A 20119-nucleotide genomic window follows, 5' to 3' on the forward strand; every position below is an offset into this window, starting at 1 on the left:
AATGGGAGACGTCAAACTCGAGAACGTGTACAAGCGGTACGAAGACGTAACGGCAGTCGACGACATGAACATCCACATCAGGGACGGCGAATTCGTCTGTCTCGTCGGTCCCTCAGGGTGTGGGAAGTCCACGACGATGGAGATGGTCGCCGGACTCACCATCCCCTCGGAGGGGAAGGTGTTCATCGGCGGGCGTGAGGTGACGAACCTCCCGCCGAAGGACCGCGGCATCGCGATGGTGTTCCAGAACATCGCGCTGTTCCCGCACATGGACGTCTACGACAACATCTCCTTCGGGCTCCGACTGCGGGACTTCGACAAGGAGGAGATCGACCGCCGCGTCGAGCGCGCCGCGGAGATCGTCCAGATCACTAACATGCTCGAGCGCATGCCCGACGAGATGTCCGGCGGGCAGCGTCAGCGCGTCGCTATCGCCCGCGCGATCGTCCGGAACCCCGAAGTGTTCCTGATGGACGAGCCGCTGGCCAACCTCGACGCCAAGCTCCGCGTCCACATGCGCACGGAGCTGCAGCGCCTCCACAAGGAGCTGCAGACGACGATTATCTACGTGACGCACGACCAGGCCGAGGCGATGACGATGAGCGACCGGATCGCGGTCATCGACTCGGGCAACCTCCAGCAGATCGATCCGCCGCTGGTCTGTTACAACGAACCGGCGAACATGTTCGTCGCGACGTTCATCGGCTCGCCGGCGATGAACATGGTCGACGGGCGCATCACCGAGGACGGCTGGAGCAACGACAACATCTCGGTCGACTTCGACCCCTCGCAGTACGGCGTCACGCCCGGCGACGAGGTCGCGATGGGGATCCGGCCCGAAGACGTCTACCCGGTCGACAAGGCGGGCAGCCTCGAGAGCCAGACGAAGGTCATCAGCGCCGACACGGACGTCATGGAGCCGATGGGCGACGAGACGTTCGTCTACCTCCTCCTCTCGGAGGACGCCCAGATCGACCTCGAAGAGGGCTCCGGCAGCGGGCAGTTGCTCATGAGCGTCTCGCCCGACACGCCAATCGAGGAGGACCAGACCATCGAGGTCGTCCTCGACCGCTCGAAGGTCCACCTGTTCGATCGTGAGACCGGCGAGGCGATCCAACACGGCCTCGACGGACTCACCAGTCCCGGCAGTGCGGCCGAAGCCGCCGAGAGCGACGACTGAGACCGGGCGGTCCGTTCCGGCCGCGTCAGACTCGCGTTCTTTTGACATCGGCCCGTCGAGCCACCGCACCCGGCGACGGACACCGCTCGACGTCTGCCGTCGGCCCGGTCGAAACGAGAGTTTAAATCACGGTGCGCCGCTACGTCCACCCGTGAGCGACCCTCTCCCGACCGGCTGTGAGCCGCTCGACGACCTCCTCGGCGGCGGCGTCGAGCGCGGTGCCGTCACGCAGGTGTACGGCCCGCCCGCCGCCGGCAAGACGAACTTCGCGCTGTGTGCCGCCGTCCGCGCCGCCGCCGACGGCGTCGCCGTCTACGTCGACACCGAGGGGCTGTCGCCGTCGCGGTTCGAGCAGGTCGCATCGGCGGTCGGCGACGTCGACGACCTCGCCTCCCGCGTCGTGGTCTCGGACGCCCACGACTTCGAAGAGCAAGAGCAGGCGGTCCGGGACGTCGCCGACTTCGCCGAACGGGCGGACCTCGTCGTCGTGGACTCGGTCACGGGCTTTTATCGACTGGAACGGACCGACGGCGACGAGGGCGAGACGCTCCGACGCGTCGCCAGACAGGTCACCCACCTCCTGTCGCTCGCCCGTCGACACGACCTCGCGGTCGTCCTGACGAACCAGGTGTTCACCGACCCCGACGCCGACCGTACGCGGCCGCTCGGCGGGCACACGCTCGAACACTGGACGGGCGTCGTCGTCCGCCTGGACCGGTTCCGCGGGGGGAAACGACGGGCGACGCTCGAAAAACACGGGTCGAAACCGGCGGGCGAGACCGCGACGTTCCAGATTTCCGACCGGGGGCTGGAGGCGGTCGAGGAGTTCTGAACCGACCGGGGGAGGGTCGTGGACCGACTACAGGTCGCCGAGCTTGCGGAGGAGCTGTCCGCGGTACTTCTCGTCGGCGTTGATCCCTTTCACCTCGAGGACGTTCCGTTCGAGTTTGTCGAGCGCGACGTGGAAGCCGTGTTCGGCCCCGTACCCCTCGCCCGACCCCGCGACCTGACCGTGGCTCGTTCGGAGGCGGATCTGACACTGGATCAGGGGCGTGCCGCGGAGCTTCTCTTTGTGCTCGTGGAAGCGAACGTGGGCGTGGTGGACCTGCATCTCCTGGTACTTGTCGACCACGCTGGTGATCGAGCTCGTGATCTCCTCGCGGGAGATCGTATCGAGCAGCGAGACGTTCGTGATCTGGACGTCCATCCGCTCTTCTTCGGTGAACGTGAGCGCGCGCAGAACGTCCGTCTTGGTCACGACGCCCGCGATCCCGTCGTCCTCACCCGTGACGACCAGGCCGGCGACGTCGTTTTCGAGCATCCGCGACACCGTCTCGCGGACGGATTCGTCGGGGGTCGCCGTCAGCACGGGGCTCGTCATCAGGTCGTACACCGGCAGATCGAGCATCCGGTCGATGTCGCCCCGGCGGTCGTGTCGACCCTGTCGACGGTCGTCGCGGATGACGAAGTCGACGATGTCGTGGGTCGTGATGACGCCCGCGAGCCGGCCGCCGTCGTCGGTGACCGGGAGCCGGGAGATACCGTGTTCGCGCAGCAGGTTGATCGCGCGCCCGATGCGGTCCTTTTCGCCGATGGTCACGACCTCCGCTGTGAATATCTGCTCGACGACCAGTGCGTCGAGGTTCTCGATGACCGCGTCGAGGATCGCGTCCTCGGTGATGACGCCGGCGAGCTTCTCGCCCTCGTACACCGGTGCGATCTTTACGTCACCCTCGACGAGCATCCGCGCCACCTCGCGGACGTCCTCGTACCGGTCGATCTTGGGGGCCGACCGGACCAGCGCGGCCGCCTTCGTGTTATCCTCGACGTGCGATTTGACGAGCTGTTTCTCGCTGATGATCCCTACGTAGCCCCCGTCGTTCGTCACGATGAGGCCCTTGGGGTTCTCGCGGTCGAAGATCGACCGGATCTTGCCCAGCCGTTTGTCCGCGTCGACCTCGATGAAGTCAGGAAGGGTGATCTCAGAGATATCCATAGTCCAAGGTGACCCTACATCCCGGGCGCTCTTGAACTTTCGTCCTCTTTCCAGGAGATGACGCCCACTGCGTGCGCTCTTGTCCGATCGACCCCGTGCGAGTCCCGTCGTGTCCCGGTGTGTCATCCGGACGCTCACGCGAACTCCGCTGGTCCTCTCGCGGTTCGCGGTCCCGTCCACGGCTGCACGGGCGAAGACACGTGTTCGTGACAGAGCCCGGAGTGGATGGCGGTTCGCGAAAAGTACCGGTCGGGTGTGCGCCGACCGGAGTCCCTGGCCGGCCGAGCTGAACGGCTCAGTCGCGCTTCACACCGGGGTTCGTGACGGCACCGTTCGCCGCGGAGTCGAACGCCTGGCCGTACTTCGCGAGGACACCCGTCGCGTAGTTCGGCTCGCTCGGCTCCCACGCCTCGCGCCGACGCTTCATCTCCTTGTCGCTCACATCGACCGAGAGCTCGCGGCTGGGGATGTCGACCGTGATCTCGTCGCCGTCTTCGAGCAGCGCGATCGGGCCGCCGACGGACGCTTCGGGCGCGACGTGCCCGATCATCGGGCCGCGCGTCGCTCCCGAGAACCGCCCGTCGGTAATGAGCGCGACGTCGTCCTCGTGGCCCTGGCCGACGACCGCGGCGGTGACGCCGAGCATCTCGCGCATCCCGGGGCCGCCCTGTGGGCCTTCGTTTCGGATGATGATGACGTCGCCCGACTCGATCTCGCCCTCCTGGACGTACTCCATCGCGTCCTCCTCGTTCTCGAACAATCGGGCGGGCCCCGCGTGGTGGAAGGCATCGTCGCCCGTCACCTTCAGCACGGCACCGTCGGGCGCGAGGTTCCCCTCGAGGATCTTGATCGCGCCCTCGGCCTGCTTGGGCTCCTCGACAGCGTAGAGGAAGTCCGCGTCGATCTCGTCGTCCGCGGGGAGATTGAGCGTCGCCAGTTCCTCTGCGACGGTGCGGCCGGTGACGGTCATGGCGTCGCCGTGGAACAGCCCCGCGTCGAGGAGGCGGCGGATGACGATCGGGACGCCGCCGATCTCGAAGAGGTCGTTCATCACGCGCTGGCCGCCCGGCTGGAGGTCGGCGATCTTCGGCGTCCGTCGACTGATCGCGTCGAAATCGGCGAGTTCGAGATCGACCCCCGCCTCCCGGGCGAGCGCCAGGAGGTGCAGGACGCCGTTCGTCGAGCCGCCGATGGCCGTCTGCAGGGCGATCGCGTTCTCGAACGACTCCCGCGTGAGGATGTCCGAGGGCCGGCGATCCGCTTCGATGCAGTCGAGGACGAGCTCGCCGGCCTCACGAGCGACGTCGTACCGCGACTCGTGCTCGGCGGGCGCCCCGGCGCTCCCCAGCGGGGCCAGCCCTAACGCTTCGGAAATCGAAGCCATGGTGTTCGCGGTGAACATCCCACCGCAGGACCCCGCACCGGGACAGGCGTGCCGTTCGAGGTCGTCGAGTTCCTCGGCGCTCATCTCGCCCTGGGCGTAGCCGCCAACTCCTTCGAACACCTGGACGATGGTGACGTCACGGCCGTCGTGCTGGCCGGGCATGATCGACCCGCCGTACAGGAACACGCTCGGGAGATCGGTCCGGATGGCGGCCATCATCATCCCGGGGAGGTTCTTGTCACAGCCGGCGACGGTGACGAGGCCGTCCATCCGCTCGCCGAAGGCGACGAGTTCGACCGAGTCGGCGATGACTTCGCGGGAGATGAGCGACGCCTTCATCCCCTCGGTCCCCATCGAGATGGCGTCCGAGATGGTGATCGTGCCGAACTCGATGGGCATCCCACCCGCGCCGTCGACGCCGCCGATGGCCGCGTCGGCGACGTCGTCGAGGTGGACGTTACACGGCGTGATGTCCGCGGCGGGGTTGGCCACGCCGACCATCGGCGAGGAGAGGTCCTCGTCGTCGAAGCCCATCGCGCGGAACATCGCGCGGTGGGGCGCACGCTCGGCCCCCTCCGTCACGTCCCGGCTCGGGAGGGCCGCCTCCTTCCGACCGGAGAACTGTTCGGCGTCGTCTCGTTCGGGAGGTTCCTGCTGGCTCATATCCGGGAGTTGCGCCGCGGACGCTTAAATGACCGTCACTGCCGGCAACGTCCGTGTCGCGCGCCTCACTCCTCGTCTTCGTCCTCGTCGCGCCGCGCCAGCCCCGCGAGGTGCCCGGCCGCCTTGACGGCGATCTCCCCGCCGAGGCGGGCCGCGTTCTCGCTCCCCGGGAGGCAGAACACGGGGACGTTCTCGACGATGCCCGCCGTCGCGCGCGTCGCCACGATCATGACGCCCACCTCGTCGTACGACTCCCGCCGGAAGAGTTCGCCGAACCCCGGGAGCCGTTTGGCGAACAGCCGTTCGGCGGCCTCGACGGTCACGTCGTCGGGCGTCACGCCCGTCCCGCCGGAGGTCACGACCGCGTCGACGTCGTCCCGCTTCGCGAGGCTCCCCAGCGCCGACTGTACGCCGTCGTAGTCGTCCCCGACGAGGTCGCGCGTCACGACCTCGTGGCCCGCGGACTCGAAGGCGTGGGAGACGGCGTCGCCAGCGGGGTCGTCGTCGAGCGACCGCGACGACGAGACCGTGAGCACCGCGACCCCGAGCGTCTCGACGTCGTGGTGGTGGTGACCGTGACCGTGCTCGTGATCGTGACCGTGTCCGTGATGATGACCCTCTCCGCCGTCGTCACCGTGGCCGTGACCCTCCTCGTCGTCGTCACCGTGACCGTGGTCGTGCTCGCCTGCCCCGTGCGCGTGGTGGTCCTGCTCGTCGCTCATGCACGCCCGTTTCGGTCGACGGGGCAAAACTCTCACCCCGATCGGCGCACGGACAGCCGCCGGCAGGCGTCCCGTCCGAAACGGCCGTGGCGAGTCGACGGTGCGGCGACGTCGTCTCCGGTGACGTCCTCACTCCGACCGTCGCCCGGCGGCGTCACGCGTCTCGAGCGGGTCGATACCCATCCGGAACCCCGGGCTGTACTGGACGACCGGCTCCGTCGTCGGACGCGGGAGGTCGGCCGCCTCGAACAGCGTGTTCCGCCGGATCTCCGCCTCCACCGGCCGGAGTTCCCACGGCTCTCGGGAGATGGTGCCGACCCGTACCCCGCCGTGGTTCCCGTCCCCGACCTGGAGGGCGTCGACCCGGCGATCCTCGCCGGCGGGGAAGAAAAAGCGGAATCGCTCGACGCAGAACGATTCGATTGTCTCCCGGTCGGCCTCGAACACCGGCCCGGTCGGGCGGTACCGCGCCCCGAAGCGGGCCGCCGGCGTCGCCCCGCCCCGGCGACGACTCCGGAACGTGATCCGGCCGTCGCGTCGCGTCAGCCGCATCGTCGCGTGGTGAAACGGGAGGCCGAACCCGCGCTGACCCGCGAGGGCGGCGACCCGACGGCCGGTGTCGAGCGAGAGGAAGTAGACACCGGAGTCGCCGTCCATCGTCACGTACGTCCGGAGGTTGAGCTGTGGCGTCGCCCCGACCGACGTCGGTGGCGTCGTCGGACCGACCCCGACGGCACCGTTCTCCAGTGCGAGGACGCTCACCCACGCGGTGCCGTCGAACGTCTCCAGCGTGAGCGCGTCCGGGACGTGCCTGGAGAGGGCCTCGGAATCCATCGGCCAGTGGGCGAACAGCACGTCCCGCCCGGTGACGGTGAACAGTGGCGGCATTCGGTTGCTGTGGAGGACTCCGGGCACGTCAACCCGGGGTGTCTCTCTCGGTCGAGGTTCGACCGTCGCGGCCACTCGTCACTGCCGGGATAGTTATCACCCGCTAACCATACTGTTTTATCATTTCGCTCGGACTCCCGAGTATGAAAGCCGTCCAGTTCTCGGAGCACGGCGACCGTGACGTCATCGAGTACGGCGACTTCCCCGACCCCGAAATCGACCGCGACGAGGTGCTCGTCGACATCAAGGCCGGCGGGCTGAACTATCTCGACGTCTGGACTCGCCGCGGCATGCCCATCCTCGACCTCGAGTTCCCGCACATCCCCGGGAGCGACGGGGCGGGGGTCGTGAGCGAGGTCGGCGAGAGCGTCACCCGGTTCGAGGTCGGCGACCACGTCGCGGTCGCACCCGGGAAGTACTGCGGGAAGTGTGAGTTCTGCCGCGACGGCGAGGAGTCGATGTGCGTCTCCTACCACCTGATCGGGGAACACATCCGCGGCGTCCACTCCGAACTGGCCGCCGTCCCCGAGGAGAACCTGATTTCCGTCCCTGACCACGTCGACTGGGAGACCGCGGCGTCGGCGTCGCTCGTCTTCCAGACCGCCTGGCGGATGCTCATCAGCCGGGGGGAACTCGGCCCGAGCGAGTCGGTGCTCGTCCTCGGCGCGTCCGGGGGCGTGGGCCACGCGGCCGTCCAGATCGCCGACCACGTCGGCGCGGAGGTGTACGCGACGGCCTCGACGGACGAGAAACTCGGCTACGCCGAACAGTGCGGTGCCGACCACGTCATCAACTACGAGGACGACGATTTCGCCGCCGAGATCCGCGAACACACGGGCAAGCGCGGCGTCGACATGGTCGTCGACCACATCGGCGAGGCCACCTACCCCGACTCGCTGAAGTCGCTGGCGAAGGGCGGTCGGATCGTCACCTGCGGCGCGACGACCGGTGGCAACCCAGGGGCGGGGCTGAACCGGATCTTCTGGAACCAGCTCTCGGTCATCGGGTCGACCATGGCCACGCCCGGCGAGATCGACGACGTCCTCCCGCTGGTGTGGGACGGGACGTTCGAGTCGCACGTCCGCGCCAGCCTGCCGATGAGCGAGGCCGCCCGCGCCCACGAGATGCTGGAGAACCGTGAGGGCTTTGGGAGCGTGGTCGTAAGGCCAGACAGTGAGCTCTGAGACCGACGAGGGCTACGTCCACCGGCCGGATGCGGCCGACGCCGAACACGCCCCCGGGACCGACCGGGTCGACCGGGTCGACCGGGCCGACGACGAGGAGGCGGCACCACTTCCCGGCCCGAAGCCGACCGGCTTCGGCGACCGCGGGTGGGTGCTCGTCGCCACGGTCGTCCTCGCGTTCCTCGTCGTCCCCGGGGTCATCTACCTCCGCCCGGCACTCCCGGGAGAGGCCGGCCTGTCGTTCGTCGTCGCGATGCTGATACTCCCGCTCGTCCCGGCCGTCATGCTGGGCCTGACGGCGGTCTGGTCGATGCGTGCCAGTCGGCGACGCTGACGCCCGGAAGCGCCTCACGGACCGCCGCGTTCTCCCCCGATCCGTCCGGTTTCTCGACCGTCCGGTTCTCGATACCGAGATTCGAGTGCGATCGACGAGCGGTTCTATAAAAAAGATCGCGGCAACGCTTTTGACTGATCGTGTGTTGGTACCGTATTGCACGGCATGTTCGAACAGTTCTCAAGCGGCTACTACCTCGGCCGCCTGTACGTCGAGCCGTACGACGGCGACCACGCTGTCATCCACGGAGACGACCACGTACGGGTGAACGAGCACCTCTACACCACGGGCGAGGGTGTCGAGCGGACGGACGCCCCGCTGGTGATGAAACTGGACAGCGGTGGACACTTCCCGGTTCTCGGCGACGACGCCGTCCCGACAGGCACACTCGCCCTTCCCACACCGCTCGCGCCGGGGGACCTCCCCGACCGCCGCGAGGTGCTCCTCGCGAAGGCCGACCGGGCGACAGAACTCCTCCGGTACGCCGGTTGGACGCCGCCCGAGGGTCGCTGACGCGCACGAGGGTCGATCCTGATACTCGGGACCGATCGTATAAGTTCCCTCCCCACGGTCTCGAACCCATGCTCGACGAGTTGCTCGGCCGCGCCGAGCTGAAAGAGCGCATCGACGCCCTCGAAGCGGAACTCGACAGCTACGAGGCCCGCTACGAGGCCGAGTCCGAACGGCGTGCCGACGCGGTCCGAGCGCGACAGGAGGCCGAAGAGCGGGTCAACCGTCTCGAAGACCGCATCGCCGACCTCGAAGGCCGACTCGACCGCGACGAGGACGGAACAGAGGTCGCGTTCCGCGGCCGGGAGGCGCTCGCTGGGGGTCGACTCCGCGAGGTGTGGTCGCGGCTCCGCTCGCTCGACACCGACGCCGAGGGGGCGCTCACGGCGTTCGTCGACGACGGCCTCCCCGACCCGGTCGCCGCGGCGGTCGGCGACCGCGCGCCGCTCGTCCGTCGCGCCGCCCCCTGTCTCGTCTGCGCCGACGACGCCGGCCTCGTCGCGGTCGCGCTCGACCCGCCCTGTCCTCCCGCCCCGTTCGTCGCGTGGGACGCGGGGTTTCGGATCGACGATGCGTGGGTTCTCCCCCAGGACGGCGACGCGCTCGCGCTCCTCCGGTCGGACCTGTTCGTCGTCGGCACCTACGACGAGGGGGAGTGGACCATCGCCGAGACGGTCGAGAGCGACGTCAAGAGCGCCCACTCGAAGGGCGGCTTCTCGCAGGGACGGTTCGAGCGCCGCCGCGACGCGCAGGTCGCCGAGCACGTCGACCGGGCGCGTTCCGCTCTGGACGGGGTCGACCGCGATCGGCTGCTGGTCGCCGGCGAGCGGACGGTCCTCGGTGCGTTCGAGGCGCGCGCGGATCACGTCGCCCGCGTCGACGCCAGCGGCGACCCCGAGGCGGCGTTCGAGGCCGCCGTCGAGGACTTCTTCACCACCCGGCTGTCGCTGCTGTGAGTGGCGTGTGCGTTCGGACGTCGCCGGGGTCGCCGACGAGACCGAGCGCGCGGCGGTAGCCGGTGCGCAGCGAAATGCCTCTCCCTCCCCAGCCGACTCGTTCGCTCTCTCTCTCTCTCCGGTCGATCGCCCACTCGCCCCTCGCGCGTTCACTCGCTTCGCTTCGCTTTCGCGCGCCCCCGCATCGGAACACGGTGCGGTGGCGCGGCCGGGGCGACGCCACGTCGCCCCGCCGCCCGAGGTCTTCGTATCCAAGCCACGCGAGCGAATCGGCTGGGGAGGCCGTGGCGTATCGCCGCCCTAGCGACTGCCTTCGTCCCGTCTCGACTGCTCGCCTCCGACGACCGACGTGGCGCTCGACCCGTTCCCGACGACTCGTACTCACCACCTCCGAGACGCTCTCACCGCACCGACTGCCACGACCGGGCGAGAGCGATGACCGGTTTTTAAGAACGGCCTCGCTGTGGAAATGGTATGAACGCCCAGCCGACGCGCGTGGCCGTCCTCGCCCACGACCTCTTTCCCCACCGTGCGAAGACCGCGACGGGCGTCCTCCGCTACGCCGACTACGACGTCGCCGCGGTCCTCGACCGCTCGAACCCCGGCACCCGAGCCAGCGACCACCTCTCGCTCCCCGACGGGCGGGACGCACCGATCGTCGAATCGATGGCCGACGCGCTCTCGGAGGGAGAAATCGACGCGCTCGTCGTCGGCATCGCCCCCATCGGCGGCGGCTTCGACGAGTCGTGGCGGGGGGACGTCGAACGCGCGCTCGAAGCCGGTCTCGACGTGATCTCCGGGTTGCACTACTTCCTCGCCGAGGACGACGAGTTCGCCGCCCTGGCCGAGGCACACGGCGCGACCATCCACGACGTCCGCAAGCCACACCCCGACCTGACGGTGAGCGAGGGGCGCGCGAGCGAAGTCGACGCCGACGTCGTCCTCACCGTCGGAACGGACTGCTCCGTCGGGAAGATGACCGTCTCGCTCGAACTCACCCGGGCGGCCCGCGAGCGGGGGATCGACGCCGGGTTCGTTCCAACGGGACAGACCGGTATCATGATCGCCGGGTGGGGCAACCCCATCGACCGCGTCGTGAGCGACTTCACCGCGGGTGCCGTCGAGGAGATGATCCTCGAGATGGGCGACACACACGACGTGCTGTTCGTCGAGGGGCAGGGTAGCATCGTCCACCCGGCGTACTCCGCCGTGACCTGCGGCATCCTCCACGGCGCGATGCCCGACGCGATTGTGCTCTGTCACGTCGCGGGCCGCGAGGCGATCCACGGCTACGAGTCCACGGCGATTCCCGACCCCGGGACGTACGTCGACCTCTACGAAGACCTCGCCGGGCCGGTCCACCCCGGCGAGGTGGTCGCGGGCGCGGTCAACACGTCGTCGATCGACTCCGACGCGGCCGCGCGTGAGGCGCTCGACGCGTTCGGCTCGCAGGTCGGGGGGCCGGCGACCGACCCTATCCGCTTCGACGCCGACGAACTCCTCGACGCCGTGTTGGACGCATGATCACGGGCGAGTTCGAGCGTGTCTCCCTGCCGCTGGCCGACGCCTTTACCATCTCCCGCGGCACCCAGGACGTCGCCGAGAACGTCCTCGTCCGCCTCACCGACGAGGGCGGCATGACCGGCCACGGCGCGGCCGCGCCGTCGCCGCACTACGGCGAGACGGCCGACACCGTCGAGGCGGTCCTCCCCGACCTCCTTGACGTCGCCGAATCCGTCGGCGACCCGCACGCGCTCGATCGCATTGAGCGCCGCATGCACCACCGTGTCCGCGGCAACCCTGCCGCACGCGCCGCCGTCTCGGTCGCCCTCCACGACCTGGCGGCCAAGCGGCTCGGCGTCCCGCTCTACCGCATGTGGGGCCTCGACGCCGCTGAGTGCCCGCCGACGTCCTTCACGATCGGCCTCGATACCACGGAACGAGTCCGGGAGAAGACGGCCGACGCCGTCGAGGCGGGCTATTCGACCCTGAAACTCAAACTCGGTACCGACCGCGACGCGGAACTCCTCGACGCGGTACGCGAGGCCGCCCCCGACGCCACCCTCCGCGTCGACGCCAACGAGGCGTGGACGCCCCACGAGGCCGTCGAAAAGTCACGGCTCCTGGCCGACCACGGCGTCGAGTTCGTCGAGCAGCCGATCCCGGCCGACCACCACGACCGGTTGCGGTTCGTCCACGAGCGCTCGGCGGTCCCGGTGGCGGTCGACGAGTCGGTCGTGACCCTCGCCGACGTCCCCCGGGTCGCCGACCGGTGTGACGTGGTGAACCTCAAGCTGATGAAGTGTGGTGGCCTCCGCGAGGCCCGCCGGATGATCCACACGGCCCGCGCGCACGGGCTGGAGGTGATGCTCGGCTGTATGGTCGAGACGAACGCCGCCATCGCCCCCGCCTGTCACCTCGCCCCGCTGCTCGACTACGCCGACCTCGACGGCGCGCTTCTCCTCGCCGACGAGGGGGACGCATACGACGGTCTCGACCTCTCCGACGGCGTGATCCGCCTGCCGGACGACCGGAGCGGGACTGGCGCGGAACCGATCTGACGGGGTCGGCCGACCATGGCTCCCCTCCTGCCGTCCGCCGGCGTCGCTGTCGTCCTCTTGGTCGTCCCGCTCGTCGCGACGATCGGATTCGCGGTCTGGGTCCACCGCGATGCCACCGCCCGCGGGAGCGACCGCGCGCTCGGGTGGGCGATGCTGACCGCGCTCGTCGGACTCGGCGCGACCGCCTAGCTGTTCGTCCGGGGTCGGATCGGCACGCGAACGTATCATCGAACCACGACCGAACGCGTCGCGCTCGCGGTCTGGGTCGGCGGCCTCAACGCGTTCTGCTCGCGGCGGTCGTCGCCCCACCGGACCCGATCACGGGTGGGCTGTCCGCCGCCGGGGCGTTCGTCGTCGCCGTCCCGGCTGTCTACGCCGTCACCCTCCTCGGCGAGCGCGATACCCGATCGTGAGTACCGGAGCAATCGATAGGTTCGTGCGATTCATCCCCAGTAGTTGGTAGATGTAGCGTGCGAGACACAAAGCGCGAGTCGGTCACGAGGCCAGCCAGTCCTCGCCGTTGTTGTCCAGCTTCGTCGGGTGCCGCCGAATGGCCATACGACCAGTAGCCCAACACTGAGTACGATGGCCAGTTCGACTCGGGACGGCAACGGTCACGACGGTGAGATCCGTCTCTGGCAGGAGGACGACTGGTGGATCGCAAAGGACGTGGAAACGGGCGTTACGACACAGGGCGAGTCCAGAGCGGCAGCGCTAGAGAACCTCGACGACGCAGTGGCGCTGCGCGACGGTGAGCGTGGGCGCGCGCCGACCGACGAGGAACTCCGCACGGCGAGAATCGATCCCGCTCACAACACCACGGACGAGCGCGAATCGCCGGACGTCCTCGACTGATCGATGGGTCGGCGAACGTTCTCTGGGATGGCAGTCGTGAAGGTGCTGGTGAACACGGGCGGGTTCGAGTGGCGTCGAACGACCGGAGACGACGCCCAACTGTACTACGAACACCCAACGAATGAGACCGATCGCCGACAGGTGACGGTCCCGCTGCACGACGAACTCCGGACCGGGGAGATCCGCGACATCGCCGAGAGCGCCGGGGCAAACGGTTTCGACGCGTTCTGCGAGTTGATCGACCGGAACGCCTGAGGGACACGTATCAGTGGTATCGTCGTCTCGGTATCGAGTATCGAACAGACTTCGGGGCCCGTGCTGTATAGATAGCGCGAGTGCAGCAGAGACCCCTACGAGGCGAAGACAGGTCGCCTGTCTCTCGAAACAAGTGATTTCGAGGCGACTCCTTAGCTAGTGCTTGAACATTCATATCTGCTCTAAAATATATTCATATTAATATAACTCGTCTCTGCTATCGCTGGTACCAATGTTCCCGAGAAACGAATCAGTGAAACGAGTGCGTACGGTGACGATATCGGCGTGTGATACGGATGGACGAGACCGCTAATGACGGTGATTTCATCGACTGCAACCACTATCCTTTCCCTTGCCTCTCTCGTGGTCCTCGTCGGCTTGTCTTACGTACTCTATTCGAGTCGCATGCAACAATCAGAGCAATATCAGGCGACAGTCGTTCCGCTCGCCAATATTATCGATATCGGGTTCGTGGCGATGACGCCGTTCATTCTGGAGATCTCAGGAATCATGACACCCTTCACCATGCTCGGCCTCTGCGCACTCGGGTTTGCGATGGGGTGGGTTATGCGTCTCAACATCAAGCGGTACGAGCCGGTTGCAGACAAGAATCTTGTTGGGTATCGGGAGCCAAGCATCAGCGTCCATCAACGCTATCTCGTCTCGATCTGACGTTCTCGAAGAGCTCTCGAGCAATCGAATCCCCCGTCGTATCACGTACCCACTTCTCGCCGCAGGTGCCGGCGCAGTCGTGCTCTTCACCGACGTCAACTCGGCCGTTGCGGCGGCTTCTCGTGTGTTCGCGGCGTTCTTTACGATTCAGTGCCTCGTAGCTCTGATTCTCGCAGTGCGCGTCAAGAGATGGGGGCAAGCTGTGGGTATCACTCTGGTTGGTCTGGCGACGCTTTCTATCACGATATTTGGCCTATCAACCTGATCCCCTCAGAACTCACCCTCTGAATCGGTCACGCTGCTTTCTATCGGTCGCTGATCTATCAGTTCGAGAGTACGAATACTCCCGCGAATCATTGTGAGACGTGGGCACGTCGGGTGGGAGACGAGGAGGGCGCAGAGTGAGCGGGCCGAGCGGAGCGACGCCGGTCACTCCCAGTCGAGCGTCTCGTCGCGCTCCGTTGGCCGCAAAATAAAGGGTCCGATCGAGAGCGTCTGTTTTGCGACCGTCGCGATCCGCAGGACGTACGCGAACAGCAGCATGAACGGGACGAGCGACACCGCGGCGGCGGCGACGACAACCCAGACGAGCGTGTCGACCCCGAGAAACGTCCCGGTGATCGTCCCGGGGTTGTCGAGGTAGAGCACGCCGGCGATGCTCACGATCAGCGCGGGAACGGCCGACAGGAGGATACCTCGCGAGAGGTTGACCAGTTCCCACTGGAAGTACAGTGTCTTGATATGTTCGCGGGCGGGGCCGAAGAAGCGGAGCGTCTCCACGAGCGCGTCGAGCGCGTCGAGCGCCTCCTCGGAGAGTGCCGACTCGTACTCGTTCTCGATCCGCCGGGCCTCGTAGATCTTCCACGAGTAGTTGAAGTTCAGCGCGGCGCTGAGGACGTCGAACGTCCCGAACTGCTCGCCCTCGAGCGCTCTGGTCACCCCGTCGGCGTTCGTGGCGAGGCTGTCGGCGAACTCCGAGACGCGGTCGCGGATCTCCTCGTCGTCGCACGCGTCGGCGAGGTCGCCCAGCCGCCGGGCCCGGTTGCCGACGCCGTCGACGAGCGACCGGAGGAACGCCGACGGCTCCGGCGGGGCCGCGGGGACGTCGAGCGCCTCGGCCACGTCGTTGCGGAACTGGACCGTCCCCTCCATCCGTTCGCGCTGATCCCCGAGCGGGCCGAGTTCCTGCGAGAGGACGAGCTGGTTGAGCGAGACGACGAGCGTCACGCCGGTGATGATCGCGGTCGTGAGCGCCTGAAACAGTGTCTCGATCGGGTCCTTGCTGTTCGCCGCCGCGCGAAGAGGGGCAGGGTCGACTGCACCTAACACCAGCAGAACGACGAAGAGCAGACACAGGGGAATCCCCGCGACAAGGTAGCGGTCCGCGTCGAGGAGGATCCAGAGCTTCACCTGGTTCGAGCCGGCTCGTTCCCGAAGCGTGTCGCTCGGCGTCTCCCCACCCTCTTCGTCGTCCGTGCCCATGCGCACACCTCTCACGGCCGGGTGAAAACGCTCCTGCTTTCGAGACTACGCTCGCGGGGCCAGCGCGTCCACCGTCGCCGCGACGTCGTCGTCGGTGGCTCCGCGCGGGAGCGCCACCGCCACCTCGTCGACCACGCCGACCGCGCAGAACCGGTCGAGCGCCGCCCGCGCCGCCTCGGGTGTTCCCCACACGGCGAGGTCGTCGACGAACCCCCGGACGATCTCGACGGCGTGTTCTCGGTCGCCCGCACCCCACGCCACGTGCGCATCGTGCGCCGCGTCGTACCCCTGCCGGACGAGCGCGTCGCGGTAGAACGTCCCCATCCCACCGACGTAGAACGCGACGTGTTCCGTCACGAGTTCGTGCGCCCGGTCGCCCCCGTCGCCCTCGCTGACCGCACAGGGGAGCACGAGGGTCACGCGTACGTCGTCGGCCGACCGGTCACCAAGCGAGGCCCCGCGTTCGAGGTCCTCGGCCCTGCTTTGAAGCCCGTCGGGCGAGCACATGAGCGCGTGCCAGCCGTCGGCGAACCGGCCGGCGAGTTCGACCGCCTTCGGTCCCATCCCGCCGACGTCGATCGGCGGTGGCGTCTCGGGCGGGGCACACCGCAGTCGGAAGCCGTCGAGTTCGAAGCAGTCGCCGTCGTACCGGACGACGTCACCGGCGAGCACCTGCCTGACGATCTCGACGGACTCGCGGGTCCGCCTGAGCGGGCGGTCGAAGTCGACACCGTGCCACCCCTCGATCACGGCCGGCCCGCTCGGTCCGAGGCCAAGCCTGAACCGTCCGCCGGACGCTTCTTGGAGGGTGGCGGCGGTCTCCCCGAGCAGCGCCGGCGACCGCGAGTAGACGTTGAGCAGGCTCGATCCGATCCCGATCTCGGCCGTGCGCTCGGCCAGGAGTGCGAGCGTCGTCACCGCGTCCCGGCCCCACGTCTCCGGGAGCCACGCGCGCTCGTAGCCGAGCGCTTCCGCGTGGACGCCGACGCCGACGAGGTCGTCGAGTGAGGGCTGGGCGGCGACTGGGAGGTGGACGCCGAGGTCGGCGTCGGCGGTCCCGTCCGCGTCCGTCGCGTCGGAGTCCGTGGTCACGAGCCGCGCCCGTGGTCGATCCCGTCGCCGCCGGTCGGCCACGGCCACTCGACGACCGGGTCGCCGCCGGCCCGCTCGACGTACTCGCGTTGCATCCCGACGATGGCCTCGGGGAGGGACGCGCCGTCCGCGAGTCGCGCGCGGACGGCCGCCTTCTTCCACCGGCTCGGCGTCCGACCCGTCTCGTACCGCCGCTCGACGGGCCGGAGGAACTCATCGACGCCGTCCGCGCCGAAGCCGGCGTCGCGGAGGCCACGGCGGGCGTGATCGAACACCTCGGCGTAGATCCGTTCGGCGTCGGTCGTCCGGTCACGGTCGGCGGTGACCCACGTGAGTTCCGCGTCGAGGCCGTCGTCGACCGCGCGGTAGAACGTCGACTCGGCCTCGTCCCACGGGAGCGTCCCGAGGGGGTGGTCGGTCGTGACGAGCCCATGGAGCAAGCCGACGACGAGCGCGAACAGCGACACGGTCTCCCCGATCGTGGGCTGGGTCGGGAGGGGTCGGTACTCGATTCGGACGGAGGCCCGGAGGTCATCGCCGTCGGCCCCGCGCGGGATCTGTCCGCCGATCACCGCCCGGACCCACCGCCAGTACGTCCCGCGCTTGTGGCTCAACTCGGGGTAGGGGTCGGGGTACTCCTCGTCGGGGTCGGGGTCGTCGAGGAACGGGGCGTACGTCTCGTCGGCCACCAGCCGCGTCACGACCTCTTCGAGCGTCTCGATGTCCGGGGGGACGCGGACCTTGCCCGCGCCGGGCGGTGCGGCGGCGTTCATCGATCCCTCGAACACCGCCACTCTGAGTTCGTGCGGCGTCTCGTCGACGATCCGTTCGGCGTCTCCGTCGTGTGCGTCGTAGAGGTCGGCGGGCAGGAACGGGGAGTTCGTCGCCAGCGCGAGCACGGGCCCGAGCGTCCGGATGGCCGCGTTGAAGTACGCCGGAAACGACTCGCCGGAGGGCACCTGCAGGTGCGGCTGCATCGACGTCGCGAGTGACTCGACGAGGATCGACGGGAAGTCGTGGTCGACGCCGGGGACGCTGATGTTCACCGCGCCGCCGGCCCGCCGGAGCGTCTCGTTGTCCAGCGCGTGGTACCGCGCGTCGGTCCGCATGTTCCGTGCGACCGTCACGCCGTCGCGTTCGTCGGCCCCGCCGAGATACGCCGCGGTCCCCTCCCGCGGGGGGACGGTCCACATCGCGTCGAGGACGAGCCCGCCGCCGCGTGCCGCCAGGGAGTCACGCGTCCGCTCGAACTGTTCGCGGAGCGAGTCGTCCTGCCGTCGGAGGCCCGTCTCCGTCAGCCGGTCCGGATCGGTGTGCAGTTCGACGTTGTGGACGCCGAGTTCCTTCCCGCACCCGGCCTCCTCGAACACCGCTTGGGGCACTGCCATCGGTCGCCCGTCGCCGTCGACGGCGTACGCCTCCAGTTCGAGCCCGACGGCGTAATCGCCGGTGTCGATCCGCCCGGTCCGACAGTCGCGCGCCAGTCGGAGCGCCTGGTCTGCCACCCGGCGGTCGAACTCCACCCGCGTGTCCGACGCGAGCGACCGACGGACCGTCTCGACGAGGTCGTCCGTCGCCGCCGTCGCCTCCCGCGTCGCGCCGTCGCCGCCTCGTTCCCTCTCGGTCACCGCGTCGCCGCCACCGTCGCCGCCTCCGGCCGGGTCACGTGTCATCTGCTCGTCCGCTCAGGCGTCGTCCTCGTTCTTCAGTTCCTCGAGTTCAGCCTCGACGGCGGGATCGTCGGCCGCGGTGTCGGCCTCCGTCTCGGTCTCGCCTTCGGTCTCGGCTTCGGTCTCCTCGCCCGGCGAGGACTTCCCGAGTTCGGCCTTCAGCGTCTCCAGCTCGGTGTCGACCTCGCTGGAGGTGCGGCCGGCCTGCAGTTCGCGGTCGATCGAGTCCTTGTCGGAGAGCGCGTCCTCGAACGCGCCGGTGTCCTCGAGTTCGTCCATCGCCGCCGCCCGCGCCTCCATCTCGTCGGTCCGTTCCTCGGCGCGCTCGATAGCGCGGCCCACGTCGGCCATCTCGTCGCCCGCCCCGGTCATCGCCTCCGACACCCGCGAGGAGGCCTCGGCGGCATCGTAGCGAGCCTTCATCGTCTCCTTCTTGGTCCGGAACTCCTCGATGCGCGACTGGAGCTTGTCCTTCTTCTCGACGAGGCCGTCCTGTGTCTCCTGCAGGCCGGCGATCTGCGTCTCCAACTCCTCGATCTGCTCCATCTTCGACTGCTTCTTCTCTAAGGCCTTCCGGGCGAGGTCCTCCCTGTCTTGGCGGACCGCCTCGCGGGCCTGCTCGTTGTGCTTCTCGACGTTCTCCTCCAGGCGGCGCTTCTGGATCTCCAGTCGCTTCTTCTGGGTCGTCAGATCCGCGATCCCCTGTTTGACCTGCTGGAGCTCGTCCCGCATCTTCTCGTAGGAGTAGTCGAGCGTCTCGGAGGGGTCTTCGGCTCGGTTGAGGATGGCGTTGAGCTTCGACCGGATGACGTACGACGTGCGTGAGAGGATTCCCATATGCCCCCTCTTGGGCACGCCCGGGTTAAAACCTCACGTGGGTGAACGGTGCGGCGTTCGGCGGCGTGACGGGAATGTACGGATCCGCGGCGGCGTCGGGCGAACGCCGCTCTGCTCACCCGGGTACGACCCGCCCGGCCGATTCCTCCCCGTCGCTCGTGCGCGCACCGACACGGGTCACGCTCACAGGAGCTTTCTACCCTCCCCGCCTCCTCCGCGTATGGACGTGGTCGTCGGCGGTGTCCGGGACGTTCGCGCGACGCTCGACGGCGGCGCGGGCGCGGCGTGCGTCGTCGCCTGCCCGCCCCATCCCCAGCACGGGGGCTCGCGGAGCGACGGGCGCCTCCGCGCCGTGAGCGACGCGCTGGTCGAGCGAGAACTCGACTGCCTCCGTATCGACTACGGCCCCTGGACCGACGGCGCAGGAGAAGTCCGCGACGCCCGTGCATCGATCCGTCACTGTCGCGAGGTACTGGGATACGACCGCGTCGGACTGTTCGGCTACAGCTTCGGCGGGGCCGTCGCGTTGCTCGCGGCCGCCGAAGGCGGGGCCGAACTCGCGGCCGTGAGCGCGCTCGCACCCGCACACCGGCTCGCCGCCGACCTTGACGCGGCGACGGCGGCGGGGTCGCTCGCGGTCCCGACGCAGGTCGTCGCCGGCGCGCGCGACACGACCGTCGAGTGGGAACCGGTCGTCGACGCGGTTCGGGAGCGGGGCGGTGACGTGGTCGAACTGCCCGCGGATCACTTCTTCGTCGGGCAAGCGGAGTCGGTGGCCGACGCGGTGGCACCGTTTCTGGCCGCGGCGCTCTGCTGACGCCCCCACTCTCCCGTCGTCTCCTGTCGTCTCCCTCGCCCAGCCGCCCGTTCGCGTACCT

22 protein-coding genes are annotated in these 20119 nt (G+C 68.5%); 13 read left to right on the forward strand and 9 right to left on the reverse strand.

Annotation, left to right across the window (positions count from 1 at the left end; all coding sequences use genetic code 11):
- The first annotated feature begins 1 nt into the window (after position 1).
- Together NKJ07_RS19435 and radB are read left to right on the forward strand one after the other, a co-directional pair.
- Positions 2–1180, forward strand: a complete 1179-nt coding sequence (locus NKJ07_RS19435; RefSeq protein WP_318568434.1) for an ABC transporter ATP-binding protein — start codon at positions 2–4, stop codon at positions 1178–1180.
- A gap of 151 nt (positions 1181–1331) precedes the next feature.
- Positions 1332–2012 carry a DNA repair and recombination protein RadB gene (gene radB / locus NKJ07_RS19440; RefSeq protein ID WP_318568435.1) on the forward strand — a complete coding sequence of 227 codons (681 nt, stop codon included), beginning with the start codon at positions 1332–1334 and terminating at the stop codon, positions 2010–2012.
- A 27-nt stretch (positions 2013–2039) separates the two neighbouring features.
- Here the strand turns inward: radB and NKJ07_RS19445 are convergent, their stop codons facing one another.
- The 4 genes from NKJ07_RS19445 to NKJ07_RS19460 all read right to left on the reverse strand — a co-directional run bounded on the left by NKJ07_RS19445 (position 2040) and on the right by NKJ07_RS19460 (position 6833).
- Positions 2040–3176: a CBS domain-containing protein gene (locus NKJ07_RS19445; RefSeq protein WP_318568436.1), complete on the reverse strand. Its 1137-nt coding sequence runs from the start codon at positions 3174–3176 to the stop codon at positions 2040–2042.
- A gap of 295 nt (positions 3177–3471) precedes the next feature.
- Positions 3472–5223 carry a dihydroxy-acid dehydratase gene (gene ilvD, locus NKJ07_RS19450; protein WP_318568437.1) on the reverse strand — a complete coding sequence of 584 codons (1752 nt, stop codon included), beginning with the start codon at positions 5221–5223 and terminating at the stop codon, positions 3472–3474.
- Between the two features lie 65 nt (positions 5224–5288).
- Positions 5289–5945 carry a MogA/MoaB family molybdenum cofactor biosynthesis protein gene (locus NKJ07_RS19455; protein WP_318568438.1) on the reverse strand — a complete coding sequence of 219 codons (657 nt, stop codon included), beginning with the start codon at positions 5943–5945 and terminating at the stop codon, positions 5289–5291.
- A gap of 129 nt (positions 5946–6074) precedes the next feature.
- Positions 6075–6833, reverse strand: coding sequence for a YqjF family protein (locus tag NKJ07_RS19460; RefSeq protein WP_318568439.1), 759 nt, complete (start codon positions 6831–6833; stop codon positions 6075–6077).
- A gap of 143 nt (positions 6834–6976) precedes the next feature.
- Between NKJ07_RS19460 and NKJ07_RS19465 the strand changes: the two genes are divergently transcribed.
- The 7 genes from NKJ07_RS19465 to NKJ07_RS19495 all read left to right on the forward strand — a co-directional run bounded on the left by NKJ07_RS19465 (position 6977) and on the right by NKJ07_RS19495 (position 12567).
- Positions 6977–8017, forward strand: coding sequence for a zinc-binding dehydrogenase (locus tag NKJ07_RS19465; protein WP_318568440.1), 1041 nt, complete (start codon positions 6977–6979; stop codon positions 8015–8017).
- Positions 8007–8351: a DUF7977 family protein gene (locus NKJ07_RS19470; protein ID WP_318568441.1), complete on the forward strand. Its 345-nt coding sequence runs from the start codon at positions 8007–8009 to the stop codon at positions 8349–8351. Before NKJ07_RS19465 ends, NKJ07_RS19470 begins: the two co-directional genes overlap by 11 nt.
- A 165-nt stretch (positions 8352–8516) precedes the next feature.
- A complete protein-coding gene (locus NKJ07_RS19475) occupies positions 8517–8864 on the forward strand; it encodes a DUF5802 family protein (RefSeq protein WP_318570502.1) in 348 nt (115 codons plus the stop codon).
- Positions 8865–8932: 68 nt separating this feature from the next.
- Positions 8933–9817 (forward strand): Vms1/Ankzf1 family peptidyl-tRNA hydrolase, encoded by an 885-nt coding sequence (locus NKJ07_RS19480; protein WP_318568442.1) that lies wholly within the window; start codon positions 8933–8935, stop codon positions 9815–9817.
- A 474-nt stretch (positions 9818–10291) separates the two neighbouring features.
- A complete protein-coding gene (locus NKJ07_RS19485) occupies positions 10292–11341 on the forward strand; it encodes an N-acetyltransferase DgcN family protein (protein WP_318568443.1) in 1050 nt (349 codons plus the stop codon).
- Entirely contained in the window at positions 11338–12378 is a 1041-nt protein-coding gene (locus tag NKJ07_RS19490; RefSeq protein WP_318568444.1) for a dipeptide epimerase, read from the forward strand. Before NKJ07_RS19485 ends, NKJ07_RS19490 begins: the two co-directional genes overlap by 4 nt.
- Positions 12379–12393: 15 nt before the next feature.
- Entirely contained in the window at positions 12394–12567 is a 174-nt protein-coding gene (locus NKJ07_RS19495; protein WP_318568445.1) for a hypothetical protein, read from the forward strand.
- Positions 12568–12602: 35 nt separating this feature from the next.
- On the opposite strand, the gene NKJ07_RS19500 is transcribed toward NKJ07_RS19495, so the two are convergent.
- On the reverse strand, positions 12603–12803 hold the full coding sequence (locus tag NKJ07_RS19500) for a hypothetical protein (RefSeq protein ID WP_318568446.1): 201 nt from the start codon (positions 12801–12803) through the stop codon (positions 12603–12605).
- A 160-nt stretch (positions 12804–12963) separates the two neighbouring features.
- Between NKJ07_RS19500 and NKJ07_RS19505 the strand changes: the two genes are divergently transcribed.
- The 3 genes from NKJ07_RS19505 to NKJ07_RS19515 all read left to right on the forward strand — a co-directional run bounded on the left by NKJ07_RS19505 (position 12964) and on the right by NKJ07_RS19515 (position 14160).
- Positions 12964–13233 carry a type II toxin-antitoxin system HicB family antitoxin gene (locus tag NKJ07_RS19505; RefSeq protein WP_318568447.1) on the forward strand — a complete coding sequence of 90 codons (270 nt, stop codon included), beginning with the start codon at positions 12964–12966 and terminating at the stop codon, positions 13231–13233.
- Positions 13234–13236: 3 nt separating this feature from the next.
- Entirely contained in the window at positions 13237–13488 is a 252-nt protein-coding gene (locus NKJ07_RS19510) for a type II toxin-antitoxin system HicA family toxin (RefSeq protein ID WP_318568448.1), read from the forward strand.
- Between the two features lie 405 nt (positions 13489–13893).
- Positions 13894–14160, forward strand: coding sequence for a hypothetical protein (locus tag NKJ07_RS19515; RefSeq protein WP_318568449.1), 267 nt, complete (start codon positions 13894–13896; stop codon positions 14158–14160).
- Positions 14161–14589: 429 nt separating this feature from the next.
- On the opposite strand, the gene NKJ07_RS19520 is transcribed toward NKJ07_RS19515, so the two are convergent.
- From NKJ07_RS19520 to NKJ07_RS19535, 4 genes are read right to left on the reverse strand one after another with little or no spacing between them, the layout of a single operon-like run.
- A complete protein-coding gene (locus tag NKJ07_RS19520) occupies positions 14590–15642 on the reverse strand; it encodes a DUF7972 family membrane protein (protein WP_318568450.1) in 1053 nt (350 codons plus the stop codon).
- Between the two features lie 45 nt (positions 15643–15687).
- Positions 15688–16734 (reverse strand): TIGR04024 family LLM class F420-dependent oxidoreductase, encoded by a 1047-nt coding sequence (locus NKJ07_RS19525; protein WP_318568451.1) that lies wholly within the window; start codon positions 16732–16734, stop codon positions 15688–15690.
- A complete protein-coding gene (locus NKJ07_RS19530; protein WP_318568452.1) occupies positions 16731–18407 on the reverse strand; it encodes a glutamate-cysteine ligase family protein in 1677 nt (558 codons plus the stop codon). The genes NKJ07_RS19525 and NKJ07_RS19530 overlap by 4 nt, the downstream gene beginning before the upstream one ends.
- A gap of 12 nt (positions 18408–18419) precedes the next feature.
- Complete coding sequence (locus NKJ07_RS19535) at positions 18420–19241, reverse strand: PspA/IM30 family protein (protein ID WP_318568453.1); 822 nt, start codon at positions 19239–19241, stop codon at positions 18420–18422.
- 220 nt (positions 19242–19461) lie between these two features.
- Between NKJ07_RS19535 and NKJ07_RS19540 the strand changes: the two genes are divergently transcribed.
- Positions 19462–20058, forward strand: a complete 597-nt coding sequence (locus tag NKJ07_RS19540) for a dienelactone hydrolase family protein (protein WP_318568454.1) — start codon at positions 19462–19464, stop codon at positions 20056–20058.
- The last annotated feature ends 61 nt before the right edge of the window (positions 20059–20119 follow it).

Origin of the sequence: Salinigranum marinum (genome assembly GCF_024228675.1) — an archaeon.
Lineage (GTDB): Archaea > Halobacteriota > Halobacteria > Halobacteriales > Haloferacaceae > Salinigranum > Salinigranum marinum.